The following is a 25,048-nucleotide window of genomic DNA, read 5'->3' as shown; positions in this document are numbered from 1 at the left end:
ATACAATGTAACGTTATATTAGAGAATGTTAATTGGCATATTTTATGAAATAAAAAAACCTTTTCCATCGAGGAAAGGGTTTGGTCTTTGTGCCTTTCACTCTTATCGCTCAAGGAATCATACAACCTTGCAACAGGTTAGCACCTTGGTTGTCTCACACAGCTGAACCTAATAAATAACAGAGAAACCGGTTGCTGGGCTTCATAGGGCCTGTCCCTCCGCCAGCTCGGGATAAGAGTATCCGCTCAATGAAATATCTTATCGTAAAAGGGTTTGCAATGTCAATATGATTCAGAAGAAATAGGCACCTATATCAAGGGAAAACAATGGAAACGCACACACAAAAAACGATAAATAGTATAGACTATTTGAAAATATATGTTATACTAATTCACAATTAGCAAAACACAAAAAACGATAAAGGAAGGTTTCATATGAACTCAGTTGATTTAACCGCTGATTTACAAGCCTTATTAACAAGTCCAAATGTGTGTCATAATTTATCAGCAGCACAGCTTACAGAAAAAGCACTGTCCCGAAACGAAGGCATTTTAACATCCACGGGTGCCGTTCGGGCGACAACAGGCGCTTACACAGGACGTTCGCCTAAAGACAAATTCATCGTGCAGGAAGAAAGCACGAAAAATAAGATCGATTGGGGTACGGTGAATCAGCCGATTTCAGAAGAAGCGTTTGAGCGGCTCTACACAAAAGTTGTCAGCTATCTGAAACAGCGGGATGAGCTATTTGTTTTTGAAGGATTTGCCGGAGCAGATGAAAAATACAGACTGCCGATTACCGTCGTGAATGAGTTCGCTTGGCACAATTTATTCGCCAGACAGCTGTTTATCCGCCCGGAAGGCCATGATAAGAAAACAGTTGAACAGCCGTTTACCATTCTTTCCGCTCCGCATTTTAAAGCAGATCCAAAAACAGACGGCACACATTCCGAAACGTTTATTATTGTCTCTTTCGAAAAGCGGACGATTTTAATCGGCGGAACAGAGTATGCCGGAGAGATGAAGAAATCCATTTTCTCTATTATGAATTTCCTGCTCCCCGAAAGAGATATTCTATCCATGCACTGCTCTGCCAATGTCGGTCAAAAAGGCGATGTCGCCCTTTTCTTCGGACTCTCTGGAACAGGTAAGACCACCCTGTCAGCCGATGCTGACCGCAAGCTGATCGGCGACGATGAACACGGCTGGTCTGACACAGGCGTCTTTAATATTGAAGGCGGGTGCTACGCCAAATGCATTCATTTAAGCGAGGAAAAGGAGCCTCAAATCTTTAACGCGATCCGCTTCGGGTCTGTTCTCGAAAATGTTGTTGTTGATGAAGAGACACGCGAAGCCAATTATGATGATTCCTTCTATACCGAAAACACGCGGGCGGCTTACCCGATTCATATGATTGACAACATCGTCACACCAAGCATGGCAGGCCATCCTTCAGCCATTGTATTTTTGACGGCTGATGCATTCGGAGTCCTGCCGCCGATCAGCAAACTGACGAAGGAGCAGGCGATGTACCATTTCTTGAGCGGTTATACGAGCAAGCTTGCTGGAACCGAACGCGGTGTAACGTCTCCTGAAACGACGTTCTCCACATGTTTCGGCTCACCATTCCTGCCGCTTCCTGCCCATGTCTATGCTGAAATGCTAGGCAACAAGATCGATGAACACGGCGCAGACGTTTTCTTGGTCAATACCGGCTGGACCGGCGGCGGCTACGGCACAGGCGAACGTATGAAGCTTTCTTACACGAGAGCGATGGTCAAAGCAGCGATTGAAGGCAAATTAGAAAATGCAGAAATGACGACTGACGATATTTTCGGCCTGCATATTCCGGTTCACGTTCCCGGCGTACCTGATCAGATCCTTCAGCCGGAAAACACATGGAACAACAAGGAAGAATTCAGAGAAAAAGCGATCTACCTCGCAAATGAATTCAAAGAGAATTTTAAAAAGTTCGCACATACAGATGCCATTGCGCAGGCAGGCGGCCCTCTCGTTTAAAAAGCAAAAGCCAAGAGCATTTACGCTCTTGGCTTGTTTTAATTGACAGAATGCAGGGACGTCAGCTTGTACGTAATAATGGTCCGGCCGTCTTCCCATTGAAGCTTCTGCACTTCAGCTGTGCCCGACTTTTCGCCGAACTTTGTTTTACGCACGTCCATCGGAATCTCCATCGGATACACACGATATCCGTCTTTTTCCAACGTGAATATATTTTCATCTATGCGAACTTCTTTTCCTTTTGTCACAATCAGTGTATTAAATTCAACAGGCATTCCCAAAGTGAAATCCCCTTTCGTTCTCTTTTTTCTTTATCATAACATATTTCACCGTCAGCGGTTTTTCATCCATTGTGTCAGCTGCCGCACGATACGCCGGTTTTCTTTTGGCGGAAAATAATGTGTGAATTTACTGTAGTACCACGTCTCCACCGGCTTATGCAGCTGTTTTAGCTTCTCTTCAAATAAATAGGAATGCCGAATCGAAACATTTTGGTCTTTTTCTCCATGGATTAACAGCACGGGAGCCTGAATTTTGTTTATTTGGTCAAACGGTGTTCTCCATTTATATGCCTCAGGCACCTTTTTCGGTGTTCCCCCGATGACTCTTTTCATCATTCGCCGCAAATCGTGCCGCTCCTCATATGTAAGGATCATATCGCTGACGCCTCCCCAGGAAACGAATGAAGCCGCATGCCGGCCCATTTCAATCGCAGTGAGCATTCCCATCATTCCGCCGCGGGAAAAGCCGAAAATATGGATTCTGTCCTTTTTGACATTCGGATGCTGCTGAAGCAGGCGAAAAGCAGAAAAAGCATCCTCCCTGTCTTCTCCGGCAAAATCCTCGTTGCCCTCGCCTCCTTGATTTCCTCTGTAGAATGGAGCAAACACAACAAATCCTTGGGACGCAAACTGGATAATCCGGCCCGGCCGAACCATGCCCACGCTTTTAATCCCGCCGCGCAAATATAAAAATCCGTCATACTGTCCCGGTGCCGCCGGCTCAGCAAGAAGCCCCTTTATCCGTAAGCCATTTGAAAGATAACAGATCGTATACAGATGCACATGCTGACTTGGCGACGGAAATCTTCTTTTCTCAACAATCAAAGCAGCCGCCTCCTTTTCTATATGTTTTCCTTACTCTAAACTTACATCCGGCGAACCTGATTAGGCATTCACACATTTTTATACCCATCATACGATATGTAAAGCAAAAAAGGATATTAACTTGATGCTAAATAAGGAGGTTGTCTATGTGAACAAATGGTTAAGGCTGGGATGCGCCTGTGTCGGCAGTATATTTCTGATGATCGCTCTGGCAGCTTGCAAGCAGGAAGAAACACTCACCAAAGTCAAAGTAGCCGAAGTGACCCATTCGATTTTTTACGCGCCTTTATATGTCGCTGAGTCTAAAGGATTTTTCAAGGAACAAGGGCTTGATGTCAATGTAAGCACGACATGGGGCGGCGACAAAACGATGACCTCGCTTCTTTCAAACGGCTCCGACATCGCCCTTGTCGGATCAGAAACATCTATTTATGTCGAAGCGCAAGGAGCTAAAGACCCCGTCATTAATTTCGCCCAGCTGACTCAGACAGACGGAACGTTTCTTGTCGCGAGAGAAGATGCTGAACACTTCGACTGGGATCAGCTGAAAGGAAAAACGTTTCTCGGCCAGAGAAAAGGCGGCATGCCGCAAATGGTCGGCGAGTATGTACTGAACAAACATAAGATTAACCCGCATAAGGATGTTGATCTCATCCAGAACATAGACTTCGCCAATATCGCCAATGCATTTGCTTCTGGAACCGGCGATTATGTACAGCTCTTTGAACCTCAAGCTTCGCTGTTTGAGAAAAAAGGCATCGGCCATATCGCGGCTTCGTTCGGAGAAGAATCAGGCCAGGTTCCTTATACGACTTTTATGGCGAAACAAAGCTACCTGAAGAAACATGAAGACACCGCAGTCAAGTTTACAAAAGCCATTTATAAGGCACAGCAATGGGTGGAAAATCACTCTGCGAAAGAAATCACAGAAGCCATTAAAGGAGAATTTGATGATACCGATCCAGAAGTCATCGAAACATCCATTGACCGCTATAAAAAACAGCATTCGTATTCGCCGGACCCTCTGCTCAACGAAAAAGAATGGGAGCTGCTCCAAACCATTATGGATCAATCGGGAGAACTGCCGAAGCGCATTCCATACAATCAGCTTGTAAATAAACAAATTGCCGAAAAAGTCACCTCGGAAAAATAGGAGGCGCCATCTATGTCTTTCTTACATGTCGACCATGTAACCCATACTTATTTTTCTATTAAAGAAAAAACGACGGCCGTGCGGGATATTCATTTCGAGGCCGAAAAAGGTGATTTCATCTCATTTCTCGGCCCAAGCGGCTGCGGAAAAACAACGCTGCTTTCCATTATCGCCGGCCTGATTGAGCCAGCGGAAGGCAGAGTTCTGATTGAAGGCAGTGAGCCGAATCAAAAAGAACATAACATTGGCTACATGCTTCAACAGGATTACTTATTTCCCTGGAAATCTATCGAGGAAAATGTGCTTCTCGGTTTAAAAATCGCCGACACGCTGACGGAAGAAAGCAAGGCTGCTGCACTCGGTCTATTGTCTGGGTTCGGTCTCATAGATGTGGAGAAAAAATATCCGAAAGAGCTGTCGGGCGGTATGCGCCAGCGGGCCGCGCTTGCAAGAACTCTTGCGCCAAATCCAAGTCTGCTTTTGCTGGATGAGCCATTTTCCGCGCTTGATTTTCAGACAAAGCTTTCATTGGAAAACCTGGTATTCCGCACATTAAAGGAGTATCAAAAAACAGCGGTGCTTGTCACTCATGATATTGGGGAAGCGATAGCGATGAGCGATACGATCTTTTTATTTTCAAATCAGCCGGGCAGCATTCACCAGATTTTTACGATCCCTAAAGAATTGGCCGCGATGATGCCTTTCGACGCCCGTCAGGAGCCATCCTTCCAAACGCTGTTTCAAACGATATGGAAGGAGCTGAATTCTCTTGAGAAACAGCAAAGAAACCATTGATCTGCTTCACGAGCAATATCAATTCAAACAGAAAAAGGAAAAACGGAATGTCTATTCCTTTCAGCTTGCCATATTTATTCTCTTTTTCTCGGGGTGGGAAATCTCCAGCAGGCTCGGCTGGATCGATCCGCTGATCTTCAGCTCTCCATCAGCTGTATGGAACTTATTGCTGGAGAAGCTCGGTGACGGGTCTTTACTGTCACATATCGGCGTCACTTTATTTGAAACAGTGCTTGGCTTTTTGCTTGGGACGTTTATGGGTACGTGCCTCGCTGCTTTGTTATGGTGGTCCAACCGGCTTGCGAGGATTTTAGATCCGTATCTCGTTATTTTGAATGCAATGCCGAAAGTGGCTCTGGGCCCGATTCTGATTGTCGCGCTCGGCCCCAGTTTGATCAGCATTATTGCGATGGGGGCCATCATCAGCGTCATTATCACAACCATCGTCGTGTACACCGCCTTCCAGGAGGTTGACGAAAACTATATAAAAGTTATGAAAACATTCGGCGCAACGAAATGGGGCATTTTTAAAGAAGTGATTCTGCCCGCATCCTCCCCCGCTATTATCTCAACTCTGAAAGTAAACGTCGGTTTATCATGGGTTGGCGTCATTGTAGGCGAATTCCTAGTTTCCAAGATCGGATTAGGATACATGATTATTTACGGTTTTCAAGTCTTCAATTTTACGCTCGTCTTCTTAAGCCTGCTGATCATCGCCATATTCGCCACTCTGATGTATCAGGGCGTAGAGCTGCTGGAAAAGAAATGGACGAAGGGCAGGACATAAAAAAACCCGGCACATGTGCCGGGTTTTCAGCGTGTCGGCAAACCCTCGCATTCGTTGCCAGGCCTGCGCTTCGGTGCTCACGTAAAAAAGATCATCGGCTATACGCTAGAGCGTCCTTCCTATACTTCAAGGTTTTCAATCACGCTGAAAAATGACAAAATCAGAAAACCTGATACTGCCGGGGTTTTTATTCAATCCAGCCAGCTTCTTTCAATTTTTTTAAACTGATCGGAAGAACGGAATCCTTCATAATAAAGCTGAATTTTTTATTACGGGAAAGGTTTTCCGGCAGCTGATGAAACAAAACCGGACCTTTCGTTTCAAAGTAATCAGCTTGCTTTTCAAGCTTTTCTACATCTGCAAAATATATATTTTTCACAATCACTTTTTCTTTACCGAGAACTTTATACTGTCCGAGGTACTTGAGGCTTTTCACTCTCGCACCCGTCTCTTCCTTTACTTCCCGGAGCGCCGCTTCTTCTGCGCACTCCATTGGCTCTACTTTCCCGCCTGGAAACTCATAGCCTCTGTCCTCATGTTCTGTTAAAAGCCATTTGCCGCCAAAACGGCAAATCACCCAGACATGCTTCGGGCTGTCCGAGAAAGGCTGATCGTCAAAGGAAAGCTGAACAGTATTCTGATAATAATCTTTAAACTCGTACATGTTTATCCCTCAAATCCGTTCCTAGCTATCTTCCATACATCATACCACAGTTATGTTTCTTCGGAAGCCCTTTAACAAAAAATAAGGGAAACCCAGCACGCCATCAGGGTCTAAAAGCATACAGACTAGCTCGTACAGTTTTTGCCTTGCCTTTTGCCAAGATGTGCGACTGACGCTCTGGGCTTTATTATGACCTGTGAATAGCTAAAAGTTACGGTTTGCGCTTGAATTTATTTTTTAACGTTTCTAAAAGATCGACAAGCATTTGAGGAACCGGTATGCCGAGAGAGCTGGCTGTCACTACAATTTGCACAGATTCATAAAGAATATAAAACATAATAGCCAAGTCACGTATTGACCCCTGTGTATTCAGCAGCTGATCAAAAAAGTGGCATACAGAGATCAGAGCCAGCGTGACTAATTTTTTAACAAGCCGGGCAAATACCTTTTTAAACGCCAACTTGTGAATAATCGTTTCCTTCAAGGTCGTACTGATAAATTCAATTGCCATAAGAGAGAGCAAAATCAGGAATGAATACTGAAAACCGCCAAAGAAAAAACCCGCTGCTGAAACGCTGACTGCTAAAAACGAAAAGATGCCAAAGTCTCTATCCATTATCCCAACATCCTTTCACAGAAACGGCCTTACGATATTCTATGGAAAACAAGCCGAACGGATTGGATTTTTCAGAAAAATGGACTGGTTGTCGCCTATTTTTTCAGATACAACATCAAAAGCCGGACGTCTTATATAAGACATCCGGCCTTTCATTTTTTGAATTTATCCTAGGTAAGCTTTCAGCATCCAGTTGTGTTTTTCAATATTTTGATGGATCGCCAGAAGCATATCCCCTGTTGTTTCGTCACCAACTTCATCAGCTAAATCCATGCCGCTTTTAAGCTCTTCCGCGATGACTGTGAAATCATCATATACACTCTGAACCATTTGTTCAGCTGATTCATTTCCTTCCGCTTCTTTTACAGAAGCCGTTTCCAAGGATTCCTTCATTGTCGCAATCGGTTTTCCGTTCAGCGCCAAAAGACGTTCTGCCAAGTCATCAATATAAGTTGCTGTTTCGTTATACAGCTCTTCAAACTTTTCATGAAGAGTGAAAAAATCTTTCCCTTTCACATACCAGTGATAATTATGTAGTTTCACATACATGACTGTCCAGTTGGCTACTTGTTTGTTCACTGCTTGAATCAATTGTTCTGACATGATTATCTTCCTCCTTGTTTATATGAATATATATACCCTCTATATCGTACGCTAAAACCTCTTTTTTACCCTTATCTGTTTTCACTATGTTACAATTGTTAAAAAACGGGAGGTGGAATGTCATGACGCTTCTCATTACGGTAAGTATGTTGATTGTGCTGGCTGTTTTGCTTATAACCATTTGGTCGACTGTGAAAGCCTATAATGTAAAGCACACCATTGATCCTCCGCAAGAAACTCGTTCTGATTCAAAAAATCAATGATTGTGTGAATGCTCGTCTTCAGACTGATTGCTGACAGCATCGGCGTTTCCGACTTGGACTTTTATGGTCGGCATGCTATGCTGTTTTTTTGCTGTGACATGGGATTGGACAGTGTATACACCATCTTCCTTAAACGTTGTTTCCAATCGGTATAAGCCTTTTTCTTGCTTTGCTTTAAACATGTGGCTGGCGTCTTTTTCTCCTTCTTTCCACACTTCAAACTCCACTTCATCGGCATCCGTCACCGCTTCGTCGCCATATGATACCGCTGCTTCATAAGCGGCGCTTTCTCCGGCATTTACTTTTTCAGGGCCGGTCAGTTTGACATCCAATACCTCCGGCGTCTCAGCAGTATTTGCTTTGTTTTCATCAGATCCGCACCCGTTAAGCAAAAAAGCAGAAAAAAGCAGAACAATCCACATCTTTTTCATGCCATCACCCTTTCATTGTTTACCTAAATAGTAGCAAACGCTTACAACAAATGGTACACAAAATATGAGACGTCACAAAAAAGACCTTTTTGCTTAAGCGCAAAAAGGTCTTTTTATATTTAGCCAAATACTTTTAGCAATTCTTCTTTATTCTGTGACAGCCAGAAACGCATTAAACGTTTAGCGCCTTCCAGATCATGAAGCTTCGCCTGTCCGCACTGCTTTTCATTCGCAGCCGGAATTTCGGTAATCTCTACCGCTTCCTTCATTGTGTCTTCAAGCAGATCAGCGATTTCCGCAGGTGTCGGCTCTCCGCTCACAACAAGATAATAGCCTGTTTGGCAGCCCATTGGAGAAATATCAATAATATCAAAATGATCATATTTCTCAGCGTGAGAACGAATCGTAAACGCGAGCAAATGCTCAAGTGTGTGAATGGTGTCAGGTTTCATCGCCTGTTTATTTGGCTGGCAAAAACGAATATCAAATTTATTGACAACGCCGTCTGTTCCTACTTTATGCACGCCGCAATGTCTTACGTATGGAGCAACAACCGCATTATGATCAAGCTCAAAACTTTCTACTGAAGGCATAATGGCACTCTCCTCTTTTTTTAAAATGTAATTTCATTATAACATACCTTTCCGATGAGAATTATCGAATAACTTTTCAATCTGTGTTTTTTTTCTTATACTTGCATCAGAAAGGTTGCTGAAACATATGAAAACCCTATTTATCGCTCTGATCAGAGGATATCAAAAATTCATCTCGCCGCTAACGCCGCCAACATGCCGCTTTTATCCGACTTGTTCCCAATATGGAATCGAAGCGATTAAAACGCATGGCGCTTTAAAAGGCGGATGGCTGACCATCAAACGGATTTTGAAATGCCACCCGTTCCATCCGGGAGGAGTCGATCCTGTTCCTGAAAAGAAACGAAAACATTAATCGTTATAGCCGTTTACGACAAGATCCAGTTTTCCTGTTTTAGGATCAATGACTAATCCATGGACAGGAACGTTTTCCGGGAACAGCGGATGATGTTTAATAACGTCTACGCTGTCTTTCACACTCGCTTCCACTGAATCAAAGCTTTTAAACCATTGATCAAAGTCCACACCGGAGTACTTTAATGTTTCGATGCGTTCTTCCGTAATTCCTCTTTCTTTGATTTTATCAAGCATGCTTTTGCTGCTGATTTTGCTCATGCCGCAATCGTGATGCCCGATCACACATACCTCATCGGCGTTCAGCTCATACACTGCGACAAGCAAACTTCTCATGATGCTTCCGAATGGGTGTGTCACAAGCGCACCGGCACTTTTAATGATTTTCACATCACCGTTTCTCATATTCATCGCATGCGGCAGCAATTCTACCAAACGAGTGTCCATACAAGAAAGAATCGCCACTTTTTTATCTGGAAATTTTGAAGTCTGATACTTTTCGTATTCCCTTTGATCAGTAAATGTTTTGTTAAAGTCGAGAATATCATTTAGCAGGCTCATAACTAGTTGTATCCTTTCTGGTCTTTTTACTCTTCAATATATCACAGCATTTGTCTTTTCGTCATCTTATCGAAAACAAACGAGGACAGAAAAAAAGACAAACCCTCAGGTCTGCCTCATTTCCCCATGTTATAGCGTTTTTTGAACTGCTCCACTCTTCCGCCTTTTTCATTAAATTTCTGGCGGCCTGTATAAAACGGATGCGTATCAGAACTGACCTCTACTTTAATGACCGGATATGTGTTGCCGTCTTCCCACTCTGCCGTTTCATTGGATGTTTTAGTAGAGGTGCTGAGAAAACGGTAGCCGCTGTTGACATCATGAAAAATGACTTTGTGGTTCTTTGGATGAATTCCTTCTTTCATATCTATCTCCTTCTTTCAAATCGTAATTATTACGTTTTATTCTATATTATCAAAAACGTTTTGTCAATCTTCTTACATCCTTCCCTGCGTTTCCATATCGTAAACCTCATGGGCATTTAAGAACAGGAAGAATAATCTAAACGAGGAAGCAAATAATAAACCCAAAATACATATAGAACGTCTTTTGAGAAAGGTGGTTTACGATTGTGGATGATTTAGTTTTGGCCAGAAGCCTTTTTGGCACGACAATGGGCTTTCATATCATTTTCGCAACGCTTGGAGTCGGTCTGCCGCTCATGATTTTAGTGGCTGAATTGATTTATCAAAAAACGAAAGATGACCATTATGCGATCATGGCGAAAAGATGGACGAAAGCACAAGCCGTTTTGCTGGGGGTCGCCATACCGACCGGGACGATTGCGGGCACCCAGCTCGCGCTTTTATGGCCGGGATTTATGGAAGTCATCGGCCGAGTCATGTCCCTCCCGTTTCAAATTGAAATCTATGCTTTTTTTGTGGAAGCCCTATTCATGTCGATTTACGTATACGCCGCAGACCGCTTATCACCGGCTATGAGGATTGTTGCCGTTTTCTTTGTATTAGTCGGAGCGGCAGCTTCAGCTGTTCTCATCACGAATGTTCACGCCTTTGAAGGCACGCCTGCGGGTTTTAAAATGGAAAATGGAAAAATTACTGATGTTGATCCGTGGGCCGCGTTTTTCAACCCGAGCTTTTTTATCACCGCCGGCCATGTCGTGGTGTCCGCGTTTATGACGGGGGCCTTTATCGTCGCTTCTGTTGCCGCATACAAGATGATCCGGTCGCAAAAAAAGGAAAACATCTATCGCTTTCACCGGAAAGCGCTTTTGCTTTCATTGACAATCGGCGGTATTTTTTCATTGTTGACGGCATTGAACGGCCACGAATCAGCTCAGATGCTGCACGAATACCAGCCCGAAAAATTAGCCGCTGCAGAAGGTTTGTTTGAAACAACGTCTCACGCCCCGCTTGCGATCGGCGGTTTTACCGACCCGAATGAAGAAAAAGTAAAATGGGCCATCGAAATTCCATGGGCGTTAAGCTTTTTGGCAGCCGACCGTTTTGACACTGTTGTGAAAGGATTAAACGCGTTTCCAAAAGACGAATGGCCGCCGCTGTTCGTTCACACGCTGTTTAATGCGATGGTCGGAGTGGGTATGCTGCTTATTCTCTATTCCATTATCGGTGTGGTATGGAAAAAGGTGCTGAAGAAAGACCGTTTCCCAACGTGGCTTTTGGTCATTTTTATGACGGCAGGCCCTTTTAGTATCATCGGCATTGAATTCGGCTGGATTTTCGCCTGTACAGGGAGGCAGCCATGGGTCATCTATCATCTCCAGAAAACATCGGATGTGGTGACGACGACCGGCTCGATCGGGATCCTTTTCTTATTTTTCACATTCGTTTACGCCGTGTTAGGTGCGGCTGTCGTTTACGTGCTGCTGTACTATTTCCGCAAACACCCGGTTGACGAAGATTTAAATACAGCGGATTCGTAATGGCTCCGCAAACAGGAAACCAAACGGAAGGAAGATCGACAAATGGACATTACAACTGACGCTCTGATCGCCATCTCAATTATCTGGGGCTTTGTGTTTATCTACGCCGTCATGGCGACAATGGATTTCGGAGCGGGATTTTGGTCTATGATCTATTTAAACAAGGAGCACATGAAGGCCACCGATATTGCGAACCGATTTCTGTCCCCGACTTGGGAAGTCACAAACGTCTTTATTGTGGCCATCGTCGTGGCGCTTTTCAGCTTTTTTCCGGGCGCGACATTTGTGCTCGGAACTGTTTTATTAATTCCCGGCAGCATGATTTTACTGTTTTTAGCGATCCGAAGCGGCTTTCTCGTTTTTTCAAACACAGCGAAAGAACGAAAAACGCTAAGATATATTTCCGGAATCTCTGGTTTTCTCATCCCGGCTATATTAATTTTGGTTCTCCCTGTGACACACGGAGGGTTTATCGAAAAAACGGACGGAATCTATAATTTGAATATGTCTAAAATCTTTTCAAGCCCGAACGCCTATTCATTCATGGGGTTTGCGATTTTAAGCACTTTATTTTTGTCCTCGCTTCTGCTTGCTGATTTTTCAAATGTAGCGGAGGAACAGGATGCGTACAGCGCTTACAGAAAAAGCGCCTTGATTACCGGCCCGATTTCACTCCTGTTTGCTATATGCATTATGCTGACCATGCGAAATGAAGCCAACTGGCTGTATAGCGGCATGATGAATGATCTCTCCTGGATAATTGCATCGTTTATTACATTTGTCATTGCGGGAATCGCTCTTTTTCTGCCTAACAAGAGCTTTGGCCAAAACATCGGCAAACCGCGGCTAGCACTTGTCGCGATTGCGGTACAGTATTTTCTCGCCAGCTACGCGTACGGGCGGGCGCATCTTCCGTACATGATTTACCCTGATGTGACAATCATGTCGGGTTTTACAGAGCCGGCAACGTTCAGAGCGCTGTTTGCGACGTATATCGTTGCATTTATCATCCTTTTTCCCGGCTTCTTTTTCTTCTGGAAAATGTTTATGAGGGATAAGCGTTATATCCGCCAGGAGGAATAGAGGACAAGTCTGCCGGCTATACTAAGCCAGAACCTTTATAAGGAGGGGATGGCATGGAGCAGAAAATTCTATGCGAAGTCAACAACTGTTCTTATTGGGGCAAAGGAAACAAGTGCACCGCTGATGCCATTTATGTTGTCAGCCATACTGGTGATACGGCTGACAACAGCCGGGAAACCGACTGTAAAACGTTTAAGCCGCATGATTTGTAATCAAAAGAAAGAGCTGCATCAGCCAGCTCTTTCTTTTCGCATGTTCAGTGTTCTTATCTTTTTTGTCACGACCCCGTTTGCAGGTGAGAACAATAAGGCGCCTGCATACCATACACCTGTCATGGCCGCCATCGCTCCGGAAATCGAAACATTAAGCCACGTTGCGAAGAAATAGCCCATGACAGCCGACAGCCCTCCAATCACAGCGCTGAGAATCAGCATATACAACAGCCGGTCTGTCAGCAAATGAGCCGCAGCAGGCGGGACAATCAGCATAGCCACAACCAATACAGCACCCACCGAATCAAAAGAAGCAACGGTCGTGAGTGAGAGCATGCCCATTTGCACATAATGAATCAGCAACACGGGTATTCCCAGCGCTAAAGCCATTTGCGGATCAAACGAAGCGATTTTGAACTCCTTATAGCACACACTGATCAACACTACATTTAAAACCAAAACAGATGCCAGCATCCAAAACGCTTTCGGCCCGATGTCAGCTCCGAATATCGTGATCGTATTCCACGGCACAAAAGCGATTTCTCCCATCAACGAGTGCTCAATATCGAGATGGACATTCGCTCCATACACAGATAGCAAAATGACGCCCACCGCAAATAAAGATGTAAAAACAACGCCTATAGCGGCATCTGATTGAACCCCCTTGCTGTGGAGAAGCTGAACCAAAAATGCCGTTAACAATCCAGATACGGCCGCGCCGATAAACATAGGTATCCCGTCAAGACTTCCTGTCACAAGAAAAGCACTGACGATGCCAAGCAACACTGTATGGCTGATCGCGTCGGCCAGCATCGCCATTCTTCTCAACACAAGAAAGGTGCCGATCAATGCGCAGCTTACACCGACTAATACACCAGTAGCTATTATCCACGCTTCAAAACTCATTTGCGATTTGTCCCTTCTCTGAATCAGGAGATGCTTTTTTTCGAAGCTCAGGCATCCGTCCATACAGCTTTAAGAGTGAAAAAAGCCGCTCTCTCGTTTCCTCAGGCAAACGATCCGGGACAAAATGCTCCTGATCGAATTCTATATTCGCTAGCTCCATTTCATGCATGAGGTACACTTCATACATTCGATGCTTCAAAGCGATGTGATAGCCTTTTTCTATTCCAGCTCGTGTCATTTGCCAAATCCCATTTTCAACACGCACGATGCATCGCTCTTTTTCTAATTCATTCAATACCTTATGGCATAATGAAGGGGATAGCCGCCTTTTCTTTCTTACACCTTCAGCCGTTACATAAAGATCGTTCTTTTCATACTGCTCGTAAATCGTCAGCAACACCTGGTCCCGGCTTGTTTTGCGCCGCAGCCTGATCAGCCTTATTGCTTTTGCTGCCAATCCACGCTTTGGCGCGCAGATCATTGAAAATAGAAAGATCATCGTTGCTGATAAGATCATTAATGGCCCTGTCGCCATACCCTTCATCGTCGTGCTAAGCAAGGTTCCGGCTACGCCGCTTACACCGCCTATGAAACCGGCAATGACCATCATTCGGGTTAATCGCTCGGTCCAATATCTTGCAGCTATGGCAGGCGTAATCAGCATAGCTGCCATTAAAATCACCCCAACTGTCTGAAGCCCGATAACAACAGCACAGACGATCAGGCAAGACAAAAGCCCGTTTAAAAAACGCACCGGCATTCCCAATCCCTTTGCAAACGCTAGATCAAAAGTAATCAATGTAAACTCCTTAAAGAAAACAATACAAAGCAGCAATAAAACTGCGGATATTCCTGCAATCAGCATGATATCCCGCCTGACCAATGAAGCCGCCTGGCCGAATAAAAAAGAATCAAGCCCGCTTTGGCTTCCCGTCCCTTGTTGCTGAATATATGTCAGCAATATGATTCCGACGCCAAAAAACACCGAGAGAACAATCCCGATCGCCGAGTCCTCTTTTGTTTTTGAAAGCCGCGGAATCAGCTGAATACACCACGTTCCAAGCAGCCCGGCAATTGCTGCCCCAAGCAAAAAGAAAGGCAGTGATTTTTGCCCGGTGAACAGAAAAGCGAGACACACTCCCGGCAGAGCTGAATGGGCCATCGCATCACCGATTAAACTTTGCTTTCTCAGAAGCACAAAACTGCCCAAAACCCCGCTTGCCGCTCCGAGCAAAAGCGTACCCGCCAGCACCCACTGTGTATTCGGATGCTGGAGCTGCAGCCACAAACTTTCAAACAATGCGCTCACCCCTTAAGTCCTTCTGCCAGCACTTTATCTTTTAGAAAAGTCAGCCTTCCTCCATACGTTTTTTGCAGGTTGTCGATCGTAAAAACGTTCTCTGCCGGCCCGAAAGCGATTTTTCTTAAATGCAACAGTAAGATCCAATCGAAATAATCCTCGGCAGTCTGCAGATCATGGTGGACGACAAGCACTGTTTTCCCTTTTTCTTTGAGTTCTGCCAAAAGCGTCATAATGGCCCGCTCCGTCGCTGCATCAACGCCGGCAAACGGTTCATCCATAAAATAAACATCGGCGTCCTGGCATAGCGCCCGGGCAAGAAACACCCGCTGTTGCTGGCCTCCTGACAGCTGGCTGATCTGCCTTTTCGCATAATCAAGCATTCCTACTTTGTCTAAAGCGGCTTTCGCCATTTCCACATCAGCTTTTTTGGACCTTTTCAATAAGCCAATCCGGCCGTATCGCCCCATCAGCACGACATCGAGCGCGTTTGTGGGAAAATCCCAGTCAACTGATCCGCGCTGCGGAACGTATCCGATTCTTGTCCGTTGATTCTTATAGTCTTTGCCGTAAATAGAGATGTCTCCTGAAGCCCGGGGCACAAGACCGAGAATGGTTTTGATCAAGGTTGATTTTCCCGCGCCGTTTGGACCGATAATGCCAATTAGCTTTCCTTCAGGCACCTGCAGTGAAATGTCCTGCAGAACAGGCTTTTTATGATAAGCGACCGTTACATTTTCGAGCTCAACAGGAAACATATCCATCACCTCTTTTCTTTATTTAAGCGCTTTGGTAATTGTATTGATATTGTGGCGGAACATCCCTTCGTATGTGCCTTCTTTTGTGCCCTTTTCACCCATGGCATCCGAATAGAGCTGACCGCCGATTGTGACTGTATGGCCTTTTTCTTTAGCCCCTTCCGCCACTGCATTTATTGATTTTTCAGATACGCTGCTTTCGACAAAAACAGCTTTTATTTGTTTTTCTGTCAGGAGATCGACCAGCTCCTGAACATCCTTCAATCCGTAATCAGAATCTGTGCTTAGCCCCTGCAGGCCTTTCACTTGAAATCCGTACTCTTTCCCAAAGTACGCAAAGGCATCGTGAGCGGTGACCAGTACACGGCTTTTCTCCGGAATGCTCGCAATCTCTTGACGTGACCATTTATCTAAATATTGCAAATCCTCTTTGTACTCTTTGGCCTTTTTCTTAAAATCTTCCGCATGCTCAGGCATCGCTTTGCTGAATTGCGCTTCAATTTCATCCACCGCATAGATCCATAACGGAATGCTGAACCAAACGTGCGGATCAAACATTTTGCCTTCTCCGGCGGAAATAAGCTTGTTTTTCGGTATGGCCTCAGTGACAGCCGCTGTTTGTTTTTGTTCGCCGATCTTTTGAAGAATGTCCTCCATTTTCCCTTCCAAGTGCAATCCGCTGTACAGAACGACGTCGGCTGACATCAATTTTTTCGTGTCGCCTTGTGACGCTTTATAAAGGTGCGGATCGACTCCCGGTCCCATTAAAGCGGTCACTTTCACATGTTTTCCTCCGATGTTTTCGGCTGCATCGGCAATTTGGGATGTTGTTGCCGTTACCTGCAGGCGCTTGTCAGCGCTTTTTCCGGCTGAATCCGTCCCGCATCCCGTTAAGGCAATGCAGGACAAAAGCACTGCTGCCATCAGTCTCTTTTTCATATTTTCCCTCCTCTTTGCCATCAATGTCAGATTGTATTATCTTATGTTTTCATTTCTTAGACATGTGACATAAAATTAGACAAAAGCATATTTTGTTTAAACGAGACAAAAAGTTTCCTTAATGCAAAAATATCGCGTTTGTCCACTTTTGTCAAGCGTAATTTGCATACAAAAAAACCGGCTGGGTCAGCAGCCGGTCCAAACGAGAAGGGATGTATTCAACGAACGCTTTTACTATAACAGCACATTGACATTCTCTCAAAATGGCAAAATGTTTTTTTCTTATCCATGCTGCGTGAAAACATCCATTTTAGTCACATATTTTCGCATAATATCCTGATTCACTTCAACCCCTAAACCAGGCTGTTTGGACACAGAAATAAATCCATTATCAATACGGATATCCGGGGTCACAATATCCTCATCCCAATAGCGTGAGGATGAGGATATATCCCCAGGTATTGTGAATTGCGGCAGTGAAGCCAGCGCCACGTTCTGCGCTCTTGATATGCCTGTTTCCAGCATTCCGCCGCACCAAACCTGCATATGATGCTCTCTGCATAAATCATGAATTTTTAAGGCTTCTGTTAAGCCGCCGACACGGGAAGGCTTAATATTAATGATTTTGCAGCTTCCGAGCTCAATCGCCCGTCTCGCATCATCAAATGAACAAATACTTTCATCAAGGCAAATGGCGGTTTTCAAATGTTTCTGCAAGTGGCGGTGGTCAACGATGTCATCAGCTTGCAGAGGCTGCTCAATCATCATTAAATGATATTCATCAAGCTCCTTTAACCGGCTGATGTCCTTCAGCTCATAGGAAGAATTGGCGTCGGCCATGAGCGGAATGTTTGGGAACCGGCTGCGGATGGCCTTGACCAATTCCACATCCTGTCCAGGCTGAATTTTAATTTTTATTCGTCGATAACCCTCTTTTTGATAACTCTCGATTTCCTTCAGCATATCGTCAAGTGGCGCCAAGCCGACAACCACCCCGGCAGGGACTTTATCTCTTGTCCCGCCCAATGCCTCGGCGAGAGACATGCCCTTCTTTTTCGCATAGATATCCCAGACAGCCGATTCAAGTCCCGCTTTTGCCATCCGGTTGCCTTTATAGCGCGCCAGGCTGTCCGGCACGTCGGAAGGGTGACTGAATTCACGTCCGACAACATTGGGAATAAAAAAATCCTTAAGCATGTGCAAACATGTTCCAATGGTTTCCTCGGTGTACCAAGGCGAAGAGAACGCAGATACTTCTCCCCACCCTGTGACACCGGATGTATCAATGGCTTCCACGATCAGAAATTTACGCTCTTGAAGCGTTTCAATACTGCTTTTAAATGGTTTCTTTAAATTCATACTCAAATGGTAAAGCGTAATTTTCTCTATTTCGATCATAACAGTTCTCCTTTACGCGCATCCTTCAGCTGGTTTCGCAAGAGCTTATTAGACGCATTGCGCGGCAGGCGGTCAAGTTCAAAAAATTTCGCCGGAATTTTATACTTCGCCAAACGTTCTTTGCAGTAGGCGGTCAATTCTTCTGCGCTTACAGGCTTGTGCAGGACAAGATAGGCGTGGGGCACTTTCCCCCATTTTTTGTCCTCAGCCCCTGAAACACCGGCTTCGGCCACAGCAGGGTGTGAAAGCAGCACTGATTCCACCTCAGCCGGATAAATATTTTCTCCGCCTGAGATGATCAGGTCTGAACGCCTGTCTAATACATATAAAAAGCCTTCACTGTCCAAATACCCAAGATCACCTGTTTTCAGCCAGCCATTTTGAAAGGATGCTTCATTTGCGCTCTCCCGGTTAAAATAGCTTTTCATGACATTCGGGCCTTTGACCAAGATCTCACCGTGTTCAAACGGTTCACATGCCTGTCCGTCCCGTTCTATTTTGATCTCACATGAAAACAGCGGTTTACCCGCAGAGCCGAGCTTTTCCATACTGAATTCCGGTGACAGGGCCACAATTTGCGAGCATGTTTCTGTCATTCCATATGACTGAAAGACAGGGAATCCTTTCTCACGGCATTCCTCAAGCAATAGCAGCGGGGCAGGACCTCCGCCTAGCAGAATACATCTGATGGATTCAGGACAGCGGCTTGTTTCGGCCAAAAGACTGGCCAGCATCGTCTGCACTGCAGAAATCATTGTCACTTGATGCCTGTTGATAGAATCCAGCACATCACTTACTGAATAACGCTGGTGAAGCACGACAGCCATTCCGTAGATCACAGATTTAAATAACGCGGACAATCCGCTGATGTGAAAGAGCGGCAATGCGATAAGCCAGCGGTCTTGTTCTGTTATACCCAAATTAAGCGCGGATGACACCGCACTGAAATAATGGTTTCCGAATGTCTGCTGAACCCCCTTGGGCTTGCCTGTCGTACCTGATGTATACATCAGCGTTGCCGTTTCTTCCAATTTCATATAGGCCTGGATTTCAATTTCCTCTGCGGCTTCTTTGGCAAGCTCGTCCACATCAATGATTTGAACGATGTGCTCATAATTTTGCTTGTCAAAGCTTGAATCTGTCAGTAAAAAGCGGGCGTCGGAATCCTCCAGCTGAAACAGCCTTTCATGTGTTGACAGCTTCGTATTCAGAAGCACCGCCTTAACACCAAGCAAAAAACAAGCGTGAACGGCGTATACCATTTCTGCACGGTTTTGGAGCAAAATAGCCGCGGTGTCTCCTTTCCGAACTGAATAAGCAGCAAGCTGCGCTGCCATTCGCTTAGACGCCGCAAACAATTCTGCAAATGTCACGGTTTGGTCTCCATAGATGAGAGCGATTCTCTCAGGTGTCAGCTGGGCCCGCTGCATGAGCCAATTGGGCTGTTCTGTCAGCATGTCATCATCTCCGAGGTAAAATGTCTGTATTGAAAAGAAAACAGCTTGGACCGCAAAGTCTCAAGCTGTTTGTTGACTAAGTATTGCTGATCACGGGAAACGAGGGAACTGTCCGAAATCAGGTTTGCGTTTTTCCTTAAAGGAATCACGGCCTTCTTTTGCTTCATCAGTTGTGTAGTAAAGAAGGGTGGCATCCCCTGCAAACTGCTGAATTCCAGCAAGTCCGTCTGTGTCCGCGTTAAACGCAGCTTTAAGAAAGCGCAGTGCGGTCGGGCTTTTTTCAAGCATTTCTTCACACCATTTAATCGTTTCTTCTTCAAGCTGTTCCAAAGGAACGACTGTGTTGACAAGACCCATGTGCAGCGCTTCCTGTGCGTTATACTGACGGCACAGATACCAGATTTCACGGGCTTTTTTATGTCCTACGATTCGAGCCAGATAGCCAGAACCGTAACCAGCGTCAAAGCTTCCCACTTTAGGGCCTGTTTGTCCAAAAATCGCGTTGTCGGCAGCGATTGTCAAGTCACATACGATGTGAAGCACATGGCCTCCTCCGATCGCATATCCAGACACCATCGCGACAACCGGTTTCGGAATGACGCGGATTAAACGCTGAAGATCCAGTACGTTTAAGCGCGGAATTTGGTCGTCTCCTACATAACCGCCGTGGCCGCGCACTTTCTGGTCTCCGCCAGAACAGAAGGCTTTGTCTCCTGCACCGGCAAGCACGATAACGCCGACATTTTGATCGTCTCGCGCGCGAGCAAACGCATCAATCATTTCAGCAACCGTTTTAGGAGTAAACGCGTTATGTACCTCAGGGCGGTTGATTGTTATTTTTGCAATACCATTATACGTTTCATACAATATTTCATCGTATGTCCGTTCAGTTTTCCATTCTACAGCCATGATATGACCTCCTCTATTTTTCCATGTGAACCAGTTATAAGCTTGTCAAAAACTCACTCACTATTTTACCAAAAATACGCGGCTGTTCCACATGTACCGTATGTCCGGCTTCAGGAACAATCTCTATTTTACTAGATGGGAGCTTCTTATGCACCTCTTGATTGATGGCGCAAAACTTTTCGTCCCACTCCCCGCTGATCAGAAGCACAGGCACGGCTATTTCTTCTACACGGCTCCACAAGGAAGGCTGTGAACCGGTGCCCATACCGGTTAAACTATTTGCAAGCCCAACCTTATTGTTTCGCAGACGGCCCGACCGTATCCTGTGCAGAATATCTTCAGCCAGCCGCTGCTGGGATGAAAACAAAGGGATACTCTCCCAATACTGCACAAAAGCTTTGATCCCGTTACGCAAAATAAAATCAGCAAGCTTCCGGTCCCGTATGATCCGATCCCGCCGTTCCTCAAGCGTTTTAAGCCCCGGCGTTGTGCTTTCAAGCACAAGTGCCGATACCCGTTCGGGATAAGCCGCCGCAAACGAATAAGCAAGCCTTCCTCCCATAGAATACCCAATCAATTTCACTTTGTGAAGTTTTAATTGATCAAACATCTCGACAAGATCAGAAACTTGCCGGCTTGTGCTGTATCTTTTCCCATTCAGCGGGGCATCTGTTTCACCATGCCCTAAACAATCCATTTTGATCAAACGGGAATCAGGCAGCATCCCATCAAGAAAAGTCCATGATTGTTTGCTGCCGGTAAACCCGTGCAGACAGACGACGGCTTCTGAAGCGTTCGGCCGGTCGTCTGTCACAGCATATCGGACACCATCTGAAACCGTTATGTTTACAGTTCCCATTGTTTTTTCACTTCCCGCACAGCCTCATTCAGCATATCGCGATGAAGCTGGACTCTTGACTGGCGATCCGTTTTGATTTCTATCAAATGGAGTCCGGGTTTGTCTGCCTGCGGGGCGTAAGCTGCTTTGAATTCATCCCATGAGGCCGGACATGAATACGTCCCGCCGTATAGTGCAGCCGCATGCTTGAAATCAAGCCCTGTCGGCGTGCCGAACAAATCTTCAAAGTGTGCCTTCTCAGAAGCCTGCGGCAAAAATGAGAAAATCCCTCCGCCGTCATTATTCACGAGAATCACAGTAAGAGGAATACCCAGCTTTTTGGCCGCCAGCAGTCCGTTTAAATCGTGATAAAAAGATAAATCGCCAATCACGAGGGTAACAGGCGCTTTTGTGCCTTCACATACCCCCATGGCAGAGGAGACAACACCGTCTATCCCATTTGCGCCCCGGTTTGAATAAATCCGGAAAGGGCGTTCCTGCTTTTCAAAAAACGTATCAACATCTCTGATCGGCATGCTGTTGCCGACAAACAGCGAGCTGTTTTCAGGCACAAGATGCTGCAGGATTCGATAGAGATTGCCTTCAAACGAAACCTCTTCACTGCTGATTGTTTGCAGATGCGCACGGAACCTCTCATTGACAAACTGCCACTTTTCCAGCCATTCTGGTGATCTGGTCATGTCAGCATGTTCGGTCATGATCGCTTCGGCAAAAACGGATGCATTGCAGTGAATCATATGTGCGCTTGCCTGTGTCGGATCTCTCCACCCTCCATCCTCGTCAATCACAATCTGCTCGATCGACGGGTCATCCTTAAGCCATAAAAAAACCGGTTTTGTAACAGGCATCGGTCCAAAACGGACGACAACATCAGGACGCAGTTTCGACTTCAGCTCATCATCCTTTAAAAATGAATCATACGCATCAATGACAGTTCTTTTATCATGAACACCGTTCCGCAGATTAGACAGCGGGTCGGCTAAAATCGGATACTGAAGCGCCTTAGACAGTGCAATAATGCTTTCTTTATCCGTATCACTGTGGAGTTCTCCGCAGACGATCATTCCTTTTTCAGCCTCTGCCAGCATTGCAGCCACATCAGACAGAGATTCGCGGTCAACAGACTGCGTACCCGTTTTCACAGACACGTGACGGCCTGTTCTCATTCTTCCAAACGGCTCATTCGAAAGATCCGGCATCAGCGGTTCGCGCAGCGGCACATTCACATGCACAGGTCCCATTGGACGCTTTTGTGCTTCCCCGGCGGCGCGGCCGGCCAGCGTTCGGATATATCTCAGCATATTCGGAGACGCTTCTGGAAGAGCTGAGTCTGTGAAAAACTTAACAAAGTTACCGAATAAGAAGTGCTGATTAATAGCCTGCGGCGCGCCTACTTCGCGCAGCTCGTGAGGCCGATCAGCAGTTAACACAATAATAGGCACTCTTGAATAATGGGCTTCAATCACAGCCGGATAAAAGTTGGCCGCGGCTGTTCCTGATGTGCAGATCAAAAGAACGGGATGCTGCTTCGCTTTTGCCAGCCCGAGAGCAAAAAACCCGGCAGATCTTTCATCAATTTGAACATGGACGTTGATATCAGGATGCGCGGCTGCAAGAATAGCCAGCGGTGTAGACCTTGAGCCCGGACAAACGACGGCGTCCGTAATCCCGGAAAGGGCGAATTCATCAATAAAACTTCCGATATAGTGAGTAATCGGGTTGGCTGTCAACGCCTCACACCTCCTAATGCAGAGATCATCGGCTTCAATTTAATCTGCGTTTCTTCATATTCAGACTGCGGGTCCGAGTCTTCCACAATGCCGCACCCGGCAAACAGCCTAGCTGTGCTCCCCTCGATCAGTCCTGAACGGATGGCTACTGCGAATTCCCCGTTATTCTGGCTGTCAATCCAGCCGATAGGAGCTGCATACCAGCCGCGGGACATCGGCTCGATCTCTCTGATCACTTCAACAGCTTTTTTCTGAGGTGCCCCCCCAAGCGCCGGTGTGGGATGCAGTTTCTCAATTAAGTCAAAAAGCGAATCAGACTCTCGAAGCTGACCGACAATCGGGGTAAATAAGTGCTGCACACTTTTTGTTTTGTACAATACAGGTCCGCCAGGCTTTTCAACCTCCGAACAGCTTGATACAAAAGCGTCATGGATCATGCCGACCACAATATCATGCTCCAGCAGGTTTTTCTTATCGTTTAATAATTCAAGGCCTATGAGGCGGTCTTCTTCTTCATCCTTGCCGCGTCTAATGGAACCGGCCAGACAAGAAGACATGACAGTGCTGCCGTCTTTTTTGATCAGCCTTTCCGGAGACGCGCCGACAAAGGTTTTTCCTTCCTGCTCGATTGCAAAAACATAGCTTGTCTGCTGATCGTTCAGAAGCGTTTTAAGCACCGGTTCAATTTGGACCGGGCCGTCAAACGTTAGCAGCAGCTCTCGGGCAAGAACCACTTTATCGTATTGTTTCTCTTTCATTTGGCTTGTTGCCGTTTCAATCGCTTTGAGCCAATCATCCTTATCCAGCTCTTCTGATGCCGCCATCACAGCCTGATTTCTTTGATCTAAATCTGAAACCATAAATTCCGCTGCAAAAGCAATTAAGCCTTCCAAAACACCTTCTGCGTCTTCCTCTCCGCTTACCCATCTGTTGACTGTTAAGAAAGGGCCATCAGCAGTCATCGTCAGCATAAGCGCAGGCACAAAGAAATCCCCTTCCGAGAAATGGTCCCATTGTGTACCTCTTTCTTCGCAAGGGTCAAAAGAAAATCCTCCGAATAACACAGGTCCCACTGCAGAATGCTGCAGCTTTTCTTCTTCACAAATATGAAAAGCCGTCTTTTTAAAGCGCTCCCATTGGTCAAAAACCTCGCGATATCGCTCGCTGTTTTTTTGATTTGTCTGGAAAATCGCTTCTTTGCCAAGACCGACTATTGTCAATTCACTTTCAGGATCTGACCAAAAAAATCGATTGCCTGTATATTTTTTTGCTCCGTAATTGAAAAATGATAGAGGGTCAAGAGACTCGATTTGTCTCGAATAGCTTATTAAGACAGCATGGTTGACTTCTTTGGCTTTATGTAATGCATGTAGAACTCCTTTTCGGAACGTACGCTGCACCGTTGTCACCATGAGGCATTCCTCCATAATCCTTAAAATGCTTTTAATACCATACACCTGTGTCTCCTTTGTGTCAAACACACAGATCATGCAGTCCAAATGGCCTGCCTTACCTATTATAAACCTAATTACAGAAATGAAAAAGAAACAAACCTTAAATTTCTTTCTCCGCTGAAAGCAAAGGTTGTATCCGCTTACCATTTAAGGAAAATCTCCTAGATTCCTCCACCTGTCATTTATGAAAGTTATC

At 45.6% G+C, this 25,048-nt stretch carries 28 protein-coding genes and 1 riboswitch; of the genes, 9 read left to right on the top strand and 19 right to left on the bottom strand.

The window, feature by feature from the left end:
• Window positions 1–99: 99 nt before the first annotated feature.
• A riboswitch (SAM riboswitch) is annotated at window positions 100–238 on the bottom strand.
• 196 nt (window positions 239–434) lie between these two features.
• Window positions 435–2,018 carry a phosphoenolpyruvate carboxykinase (ATP) gene (gene pckA, locus JMN17_RS20675; protein WP_087992899.1) on the top strand — a complete coding sequence of 528 codons (1,584 nt, stop codon included), beginning with the start codon at window positions 435–437 and terminating at the stop codon, window positions 2,016–2,018.
• Between the two features lie 38 nt (window positions 2,019–2,056).
• On the opposite strand, the gene JMN17_RS20670 is transcribed toward pckA, so the two are convergent.
• Together JMN17_RS20670 and JMN17_RS20665 are read right to left on the bottom strand one after the other, a co-directional pair.
• Window positions 2,057–2,299 (bottom strand): DUF2584 domain-containing protein, encoded by a 243-nt coding sequence (locus JMN17_RS20670; RefSeq protein WP_003223304.1) that lies wholly within the window; start codon window positions 2,297–2,299, stop codon window positions 2,057–2,059.
• 51 nt (window positions 2,300–2,350) lie between these two features.
• Window positions 2,351–3,124: an alpha/beta hydrolase family protein gene (locus JMN17_RS20665; protein WP_087992900.1), complete on the bottom strand. Its 774-nt coding sequence runs from the start codon at window positions 3,122–3,124 to the stop codon at window positions 2,351–2,353.
• Window positions 3,125–3,272: 148 nt separating this feature from the next.
• On the opposite strand from JMN17_RS20665, the gene JMN17_RS20660 reads away from it, so the two are divergent.
• From JMN17_RS20660 to JMN17_RS20650, 3 genes are read left to right on the top strand one after another with little or no spacing between them, the layout of a single operon-like run.
• A complete protein-coding gene (locus tag JMN17_RS20660) occupies window positions 3,273–4,277 on the top strand; it encodes an ABC transporter substrate-binding protein (RefSeq protein ID WP_087992901.1) in 1,005 nt (334 codons plus the stop codon).
• A gap of 12 nt (window positions 4,278–4,289) precedes the next feature.
• Entirely contained in the window at window positions 4,290–5,072 is a 783-nt protein-coding gene (locus JMN17_RS20655; protein ID WP_087992902.1) for an ABC transporter ATP-binding protein, read from the top strand.
• On the top strand, window positions 5,047–5,859 hold the full coding sequence (locus tag JMN17_RS20650) for an ABC transporter permease (protein WP_087992903.1): 813 nt from the start codon (window positions 5,047–5,049) through the stop codon (window positions 5,857–5,859). Before JMN17_RS20655 ends, JMN17_RS20650 begins: the two co-directional genes overlap by 26 nt.
• A gap of 187 nt (window positions 5,860–6,046) precedes the next feature.
• Here the strand turns inward: JMN17_RS20650 and ytkD are convergent, their stop codons facing one another.
• The 3 genes from ytkD to JMN17_RS20635 form a co-directional block, all read right to left on the bottom strand.
• Window positions 6,047–6,523 (bottom strand): RNA deprotection pyrophosphohydrolase, encoded by a 477-nt coding sequence (gene ytkD / locus JMN17_RS20645; RefSeq protein ID WP_087992904.1) that lies wholly within the window; start codon window positions 6,521–6,523, stop codon window positions 6,047–6,049.
• A gap of 211 nt (window positions 6,524–6,734) precedes the next feature.
• Window positions 6,735–7,139 (bottom strand): phage holin family protein, encoded by a 405-nt coding sequence (locus JMN17_RS20640; protein ID WP_014114879.1) that lies wholly within the window; start codon window positions 7,137–7,139, stop codon window positions 6,735–6,737.
• A gap of 165 nt (window positions 7,140–7,304) precedes the next feature.
• A complete protein-coding gene (locus JMN17_RS20635; RefSeq protein WP_087992905.1) occupies window positions 7,305–7,742 on the bottom strand; it encodes a Dps family protein in 438 nt (145 codons plus the stop codon).
• Between the two features lie 122 nt (window positions 7,743–7,864).
• Here JMN17_RS20635 and ytzI point away from each other — a divergent pair, with 122 nt between their 5' ends.
• A complete protein-coding gene (gene ytzI / locus JMN17_RS20630; RefSeq protein WP_176365300.1) occupies window positions 7,865–8,005 on the top strand; it encodes a YtzI protein in 141 nt (46 codons plus the stop codon).
• Here the strand turns inward: ytzI and JMN17_RS20625 are convergent.
• On the bottom strand, window positions 7,999–8,436 hold the full coding sequence (locus JMN17_RS20625; protein WP_202329154.1) for a FixH family protein: 438 nt from the start codon (window positions 8,434–8,436) through the stop codon (window positions 7,999–8,001). The genes ytzI and JMN17_RS20625 overlap by 7 nt on opposite strands.
• A gap of 119 nt (window positions 8,437–8,555) precedes the next feature.
• Window positions 8,556–9,029 (bottom strand): S-ribosylhomocysteine lyase, encoded by a 474-nt coding sequence (locus JMN17_RS20620; protein WP_087992908.1) that lies wholly within the window; start codon window positions 9,027–9,029, stop codon window positions 8,556–8,558.
• 127 nt (window positions 9,030–9,156) lie between these two features.
• Between JMN17_RS20620 and yidD the strand changes: the two genes are divergently transcribed.
• On the top strand, window positions 9,157–9,384 hold the full coding sequence (yidD, locus tag JMN17_RS20615) for a membrane protein insertion efficiency factor YidD (protein ID WP_087992909.1): 228 nt from the start codon (window positions 9,157–9,159) through the stop codon (window positions 9,382–9,384).
• Here yidD and JMN17_RS20610 read toward each other — a convergent pair.
• Both JMN17_RS20610 and JMN17_RS20605 read right to left on the bottom strand, forming a co-directional pair.
• Window positions 9,381–9,944 carry a beta-class carbonic anhydrase gene (locus JMN17_RS20610; protein WP_087992910.1) on the bottom strand — a complete coding sequence of 188 codons (564 nt, stop codon included), beginning with the start codon at window positions 9,942–9,944 and terminating at the stop codon, window positions 9,381–9,383. The two genes, yidD and JMN17_RS20610, sit on opposite strands and share 4 nt — an antisense overlap.
• 116 nt (window positions 9,945–10,060) lie before the next feature.
• A complete protein-coding gene (locus tag JMN17_RS20605) occupies window positions 10,061–10,309 on the bottom strand; it encodes a type B 50S ribosomal protein L31 (RefSeq protein ID WP_087992911.1) in 249 nt (82 codons plus the stop codon).
• A gap of 206 nt (window positions 10,310–10,515) precedes the next feature.
• Between JMN17_RS20605 and JMN17_RS20600 the strand changes: the two genes are divergently transcribed.
• From JMN17_RS20600 to JMN17_RS20590, 3 genes are read left to right on the top strand one after another with little or no spacing between them, the layout of a single operon-like run.
• Window positions 10,516–11,847, top strand: coding sequence for a cytochrome ubiquinol oxidase subunit I (locus tag JMN17_RS20600; RefSeq protein WP_087992912.1), 1,332 nt, complete (start codon window positions 10,516–10,518; stop codon window positions 11,845–11,847).
• Between the two features lie 42 nt (window positions 11,848–11,889).
• Complete coding sequence (locus JMN17_RS20595) at window positions 11,890–12,930, top strand: cytochrome d ubiquinol oxidase subunit II (protein ID WP_087992913.1); 1,041 nt, start codon at window positions 11,890–11,892, stop codon at window positions 12,928–12,930.
• A gap of 53 nt (window positions 12,931–12,983) precedes the next feature.
• Window positions 12,984–13,142 carry a DUF1540 domain-containing protein gene (locus JMN17_RS20590; RefSeq protein ID WP_087992914.1) on the top strand — a complete coding sequence of 53 codons (159 nt, stop codon included), beginning with the start codon at window positions 12,984–12,986 and terminating at the stop codon, window positions 13,140–13,142.
• Between the two features lie 18 nt (window positions 13,143–13,160).
• Here JMN17_RS20590 and mntD read toward each other — a convergent pair whose 3' ends face one another.
• The 10 genes from mntD to JMN17_RS20540 all read right to left on the bottom strand — a co-directional run bounded on the left by mntD (window position 13,161) and on the right by JMN17_RS20540 (window position 24,810).
• The gene (gene mntD / locus JMN17_RS20585) at window positions 13,161–14,048 is read right to left on the bottom strand and encodes a manganese ABC transporter permease MntD (protein ID WP_202329153.1); all 888 of its coding nucleotides are present in this window, start codon (window positions 14,046–14,048) and stop codon (window positions 13,161–13,163) included.
• Window positions 14,038–15,348, bottom strand: coding sequence for a metal ABC transporter permease (locus JMN17_RS20580; protein ID WP_202329152.1), 1,311 nt, complete (start codon window positions 15,346–15,348; stop codon window positions 14,038–14,040). Before JMN17_RS20580 ends, mntD begins: the two co-directional genes overlap by 11 nt.
• A gap of 5 nt (window positions 15,349–15,353) precedes the next feature.
• Window positions 15,354–16,106 carry a manganese ABC transporter ATP-binding protein MntB gene (gene mntB, locus JMN17_RS20575; protein ID WP_087992916.1) on the bottom strand — a complete coding sequence of 251 codons (753 nt, stop codon included), beginning with the start codon at window positions 16,104–16,106 and terminating at the stop codon, window positions 15,354–15,356.
• Window positions 16,107–16,124: 18 nt separating this feature from the next.
• Window positions 16,125–17,045 carry a metal ABC transporter solute-binding protein, Zn/Mn family gene (locus JMN17_RS20570; protein ID WP_202329151.1) on the bottom strand — a complete coding sequence of 307 codons (921 nt, stop codon included), beginning with the start codon at window positions 17,043–17,045 and terminating at the stop codon, window positions 16,125–16,127.
• 282 nt (window positions 17,046–17,327) lie between these two features.
• A complete protein-coding gene (menC, locus tag JMN17_RS20565) occupies window positions 17,328–18,443 on the bottom strand; it encodes an o-succinylbenzoate synthase (RefSeq protein ID WP_087992918.1) in 1,116 nt (371 codons plus the stop codon).
• Entirely contained in the window at window positions 18,440–19,900 is a 1,461-nt protein-coding gene (locus JMN17_RS20560; protein ID WP_087992919.1) for an o-succinylbenzoate--CoA ligase, read from the bottom strand. The genes menC and JMN17_RS20560 overlap by 4 nt, the downstream gene beginning before the upstream one ends.
• 90 nt (window positions 19,901–19,990) lie before the next feature.
• Entirely contained in the window at window positions 19,991–20,809 is an 819-nt protein-coding gene (menB, locus tag JMN17_RS20555) for a 1,4-dihydroxy-2-naphthoyl-CoA synthase (protein ID WP_202329150.1), read from the bottom strand.
• A 34-nt stretch (window positions 20,810–20,843) separates the two neighbouring features.
• Window positions 20,844–21,668, bottom strand: a complete 825-nt coding sequence (gene menH / locus JMN17_RS20550; protein ID WP_202329148.1) for a 2-succinyl-6-hydroxy-2,4-cyclohexadiene-1-carboxylate synthase — start codon at window positions 21,666–21,668, stop codon at window positions 20,844–20,846.
• Window positions 21,656–23,398 carry a 2-succinyl-5-enolpyruvyl-6-hydroxy-3-cyclohexene-1-carboxylic-acid synthase gene (menD, locus tag JMN17_RS20545; RefSeq protein WP_202329147.1) on the bottom strand — a complete coding sequence of 581 codons (1,743 nt, stop codon included), beginning with the start codon at window positions 23,396–23,398 and terminating at the stop codon, window positions 21,656–21,658. Before menD ends, menH begins: the two co-directional genes overlap by 13 nt.
• Window positions 23,395–24,810 (bottom strand): isochorismate synthase, encoded by a 1,416-nt coding sequence (locus JMN17_RS20540; RefSeq protein WP_202329146.1) that lies wholly within the window; start codon window positions 24,808–24,810, stop codon window positions 23,395–23,397. Before JMN17_RS20540 ends, menD begins: the two co-directional genes overlap by 4 nt.
• Between the last annotated feature and the right edge of the window lie 238 nt (window positions 24,811–25,048).

The organism is Bacillus sp. RHFS10 (assembly GCF_016757475.1).
Classification (GTDB): domain Bacteria; phylum Bacillota; class Bacilli; order Bacillales; family Bacillaceae; genus Bacillus; species Bacillus subtilis_G.
This window is presented reverse-complemented; position numbering and strand designations above follow the sequence as displayed.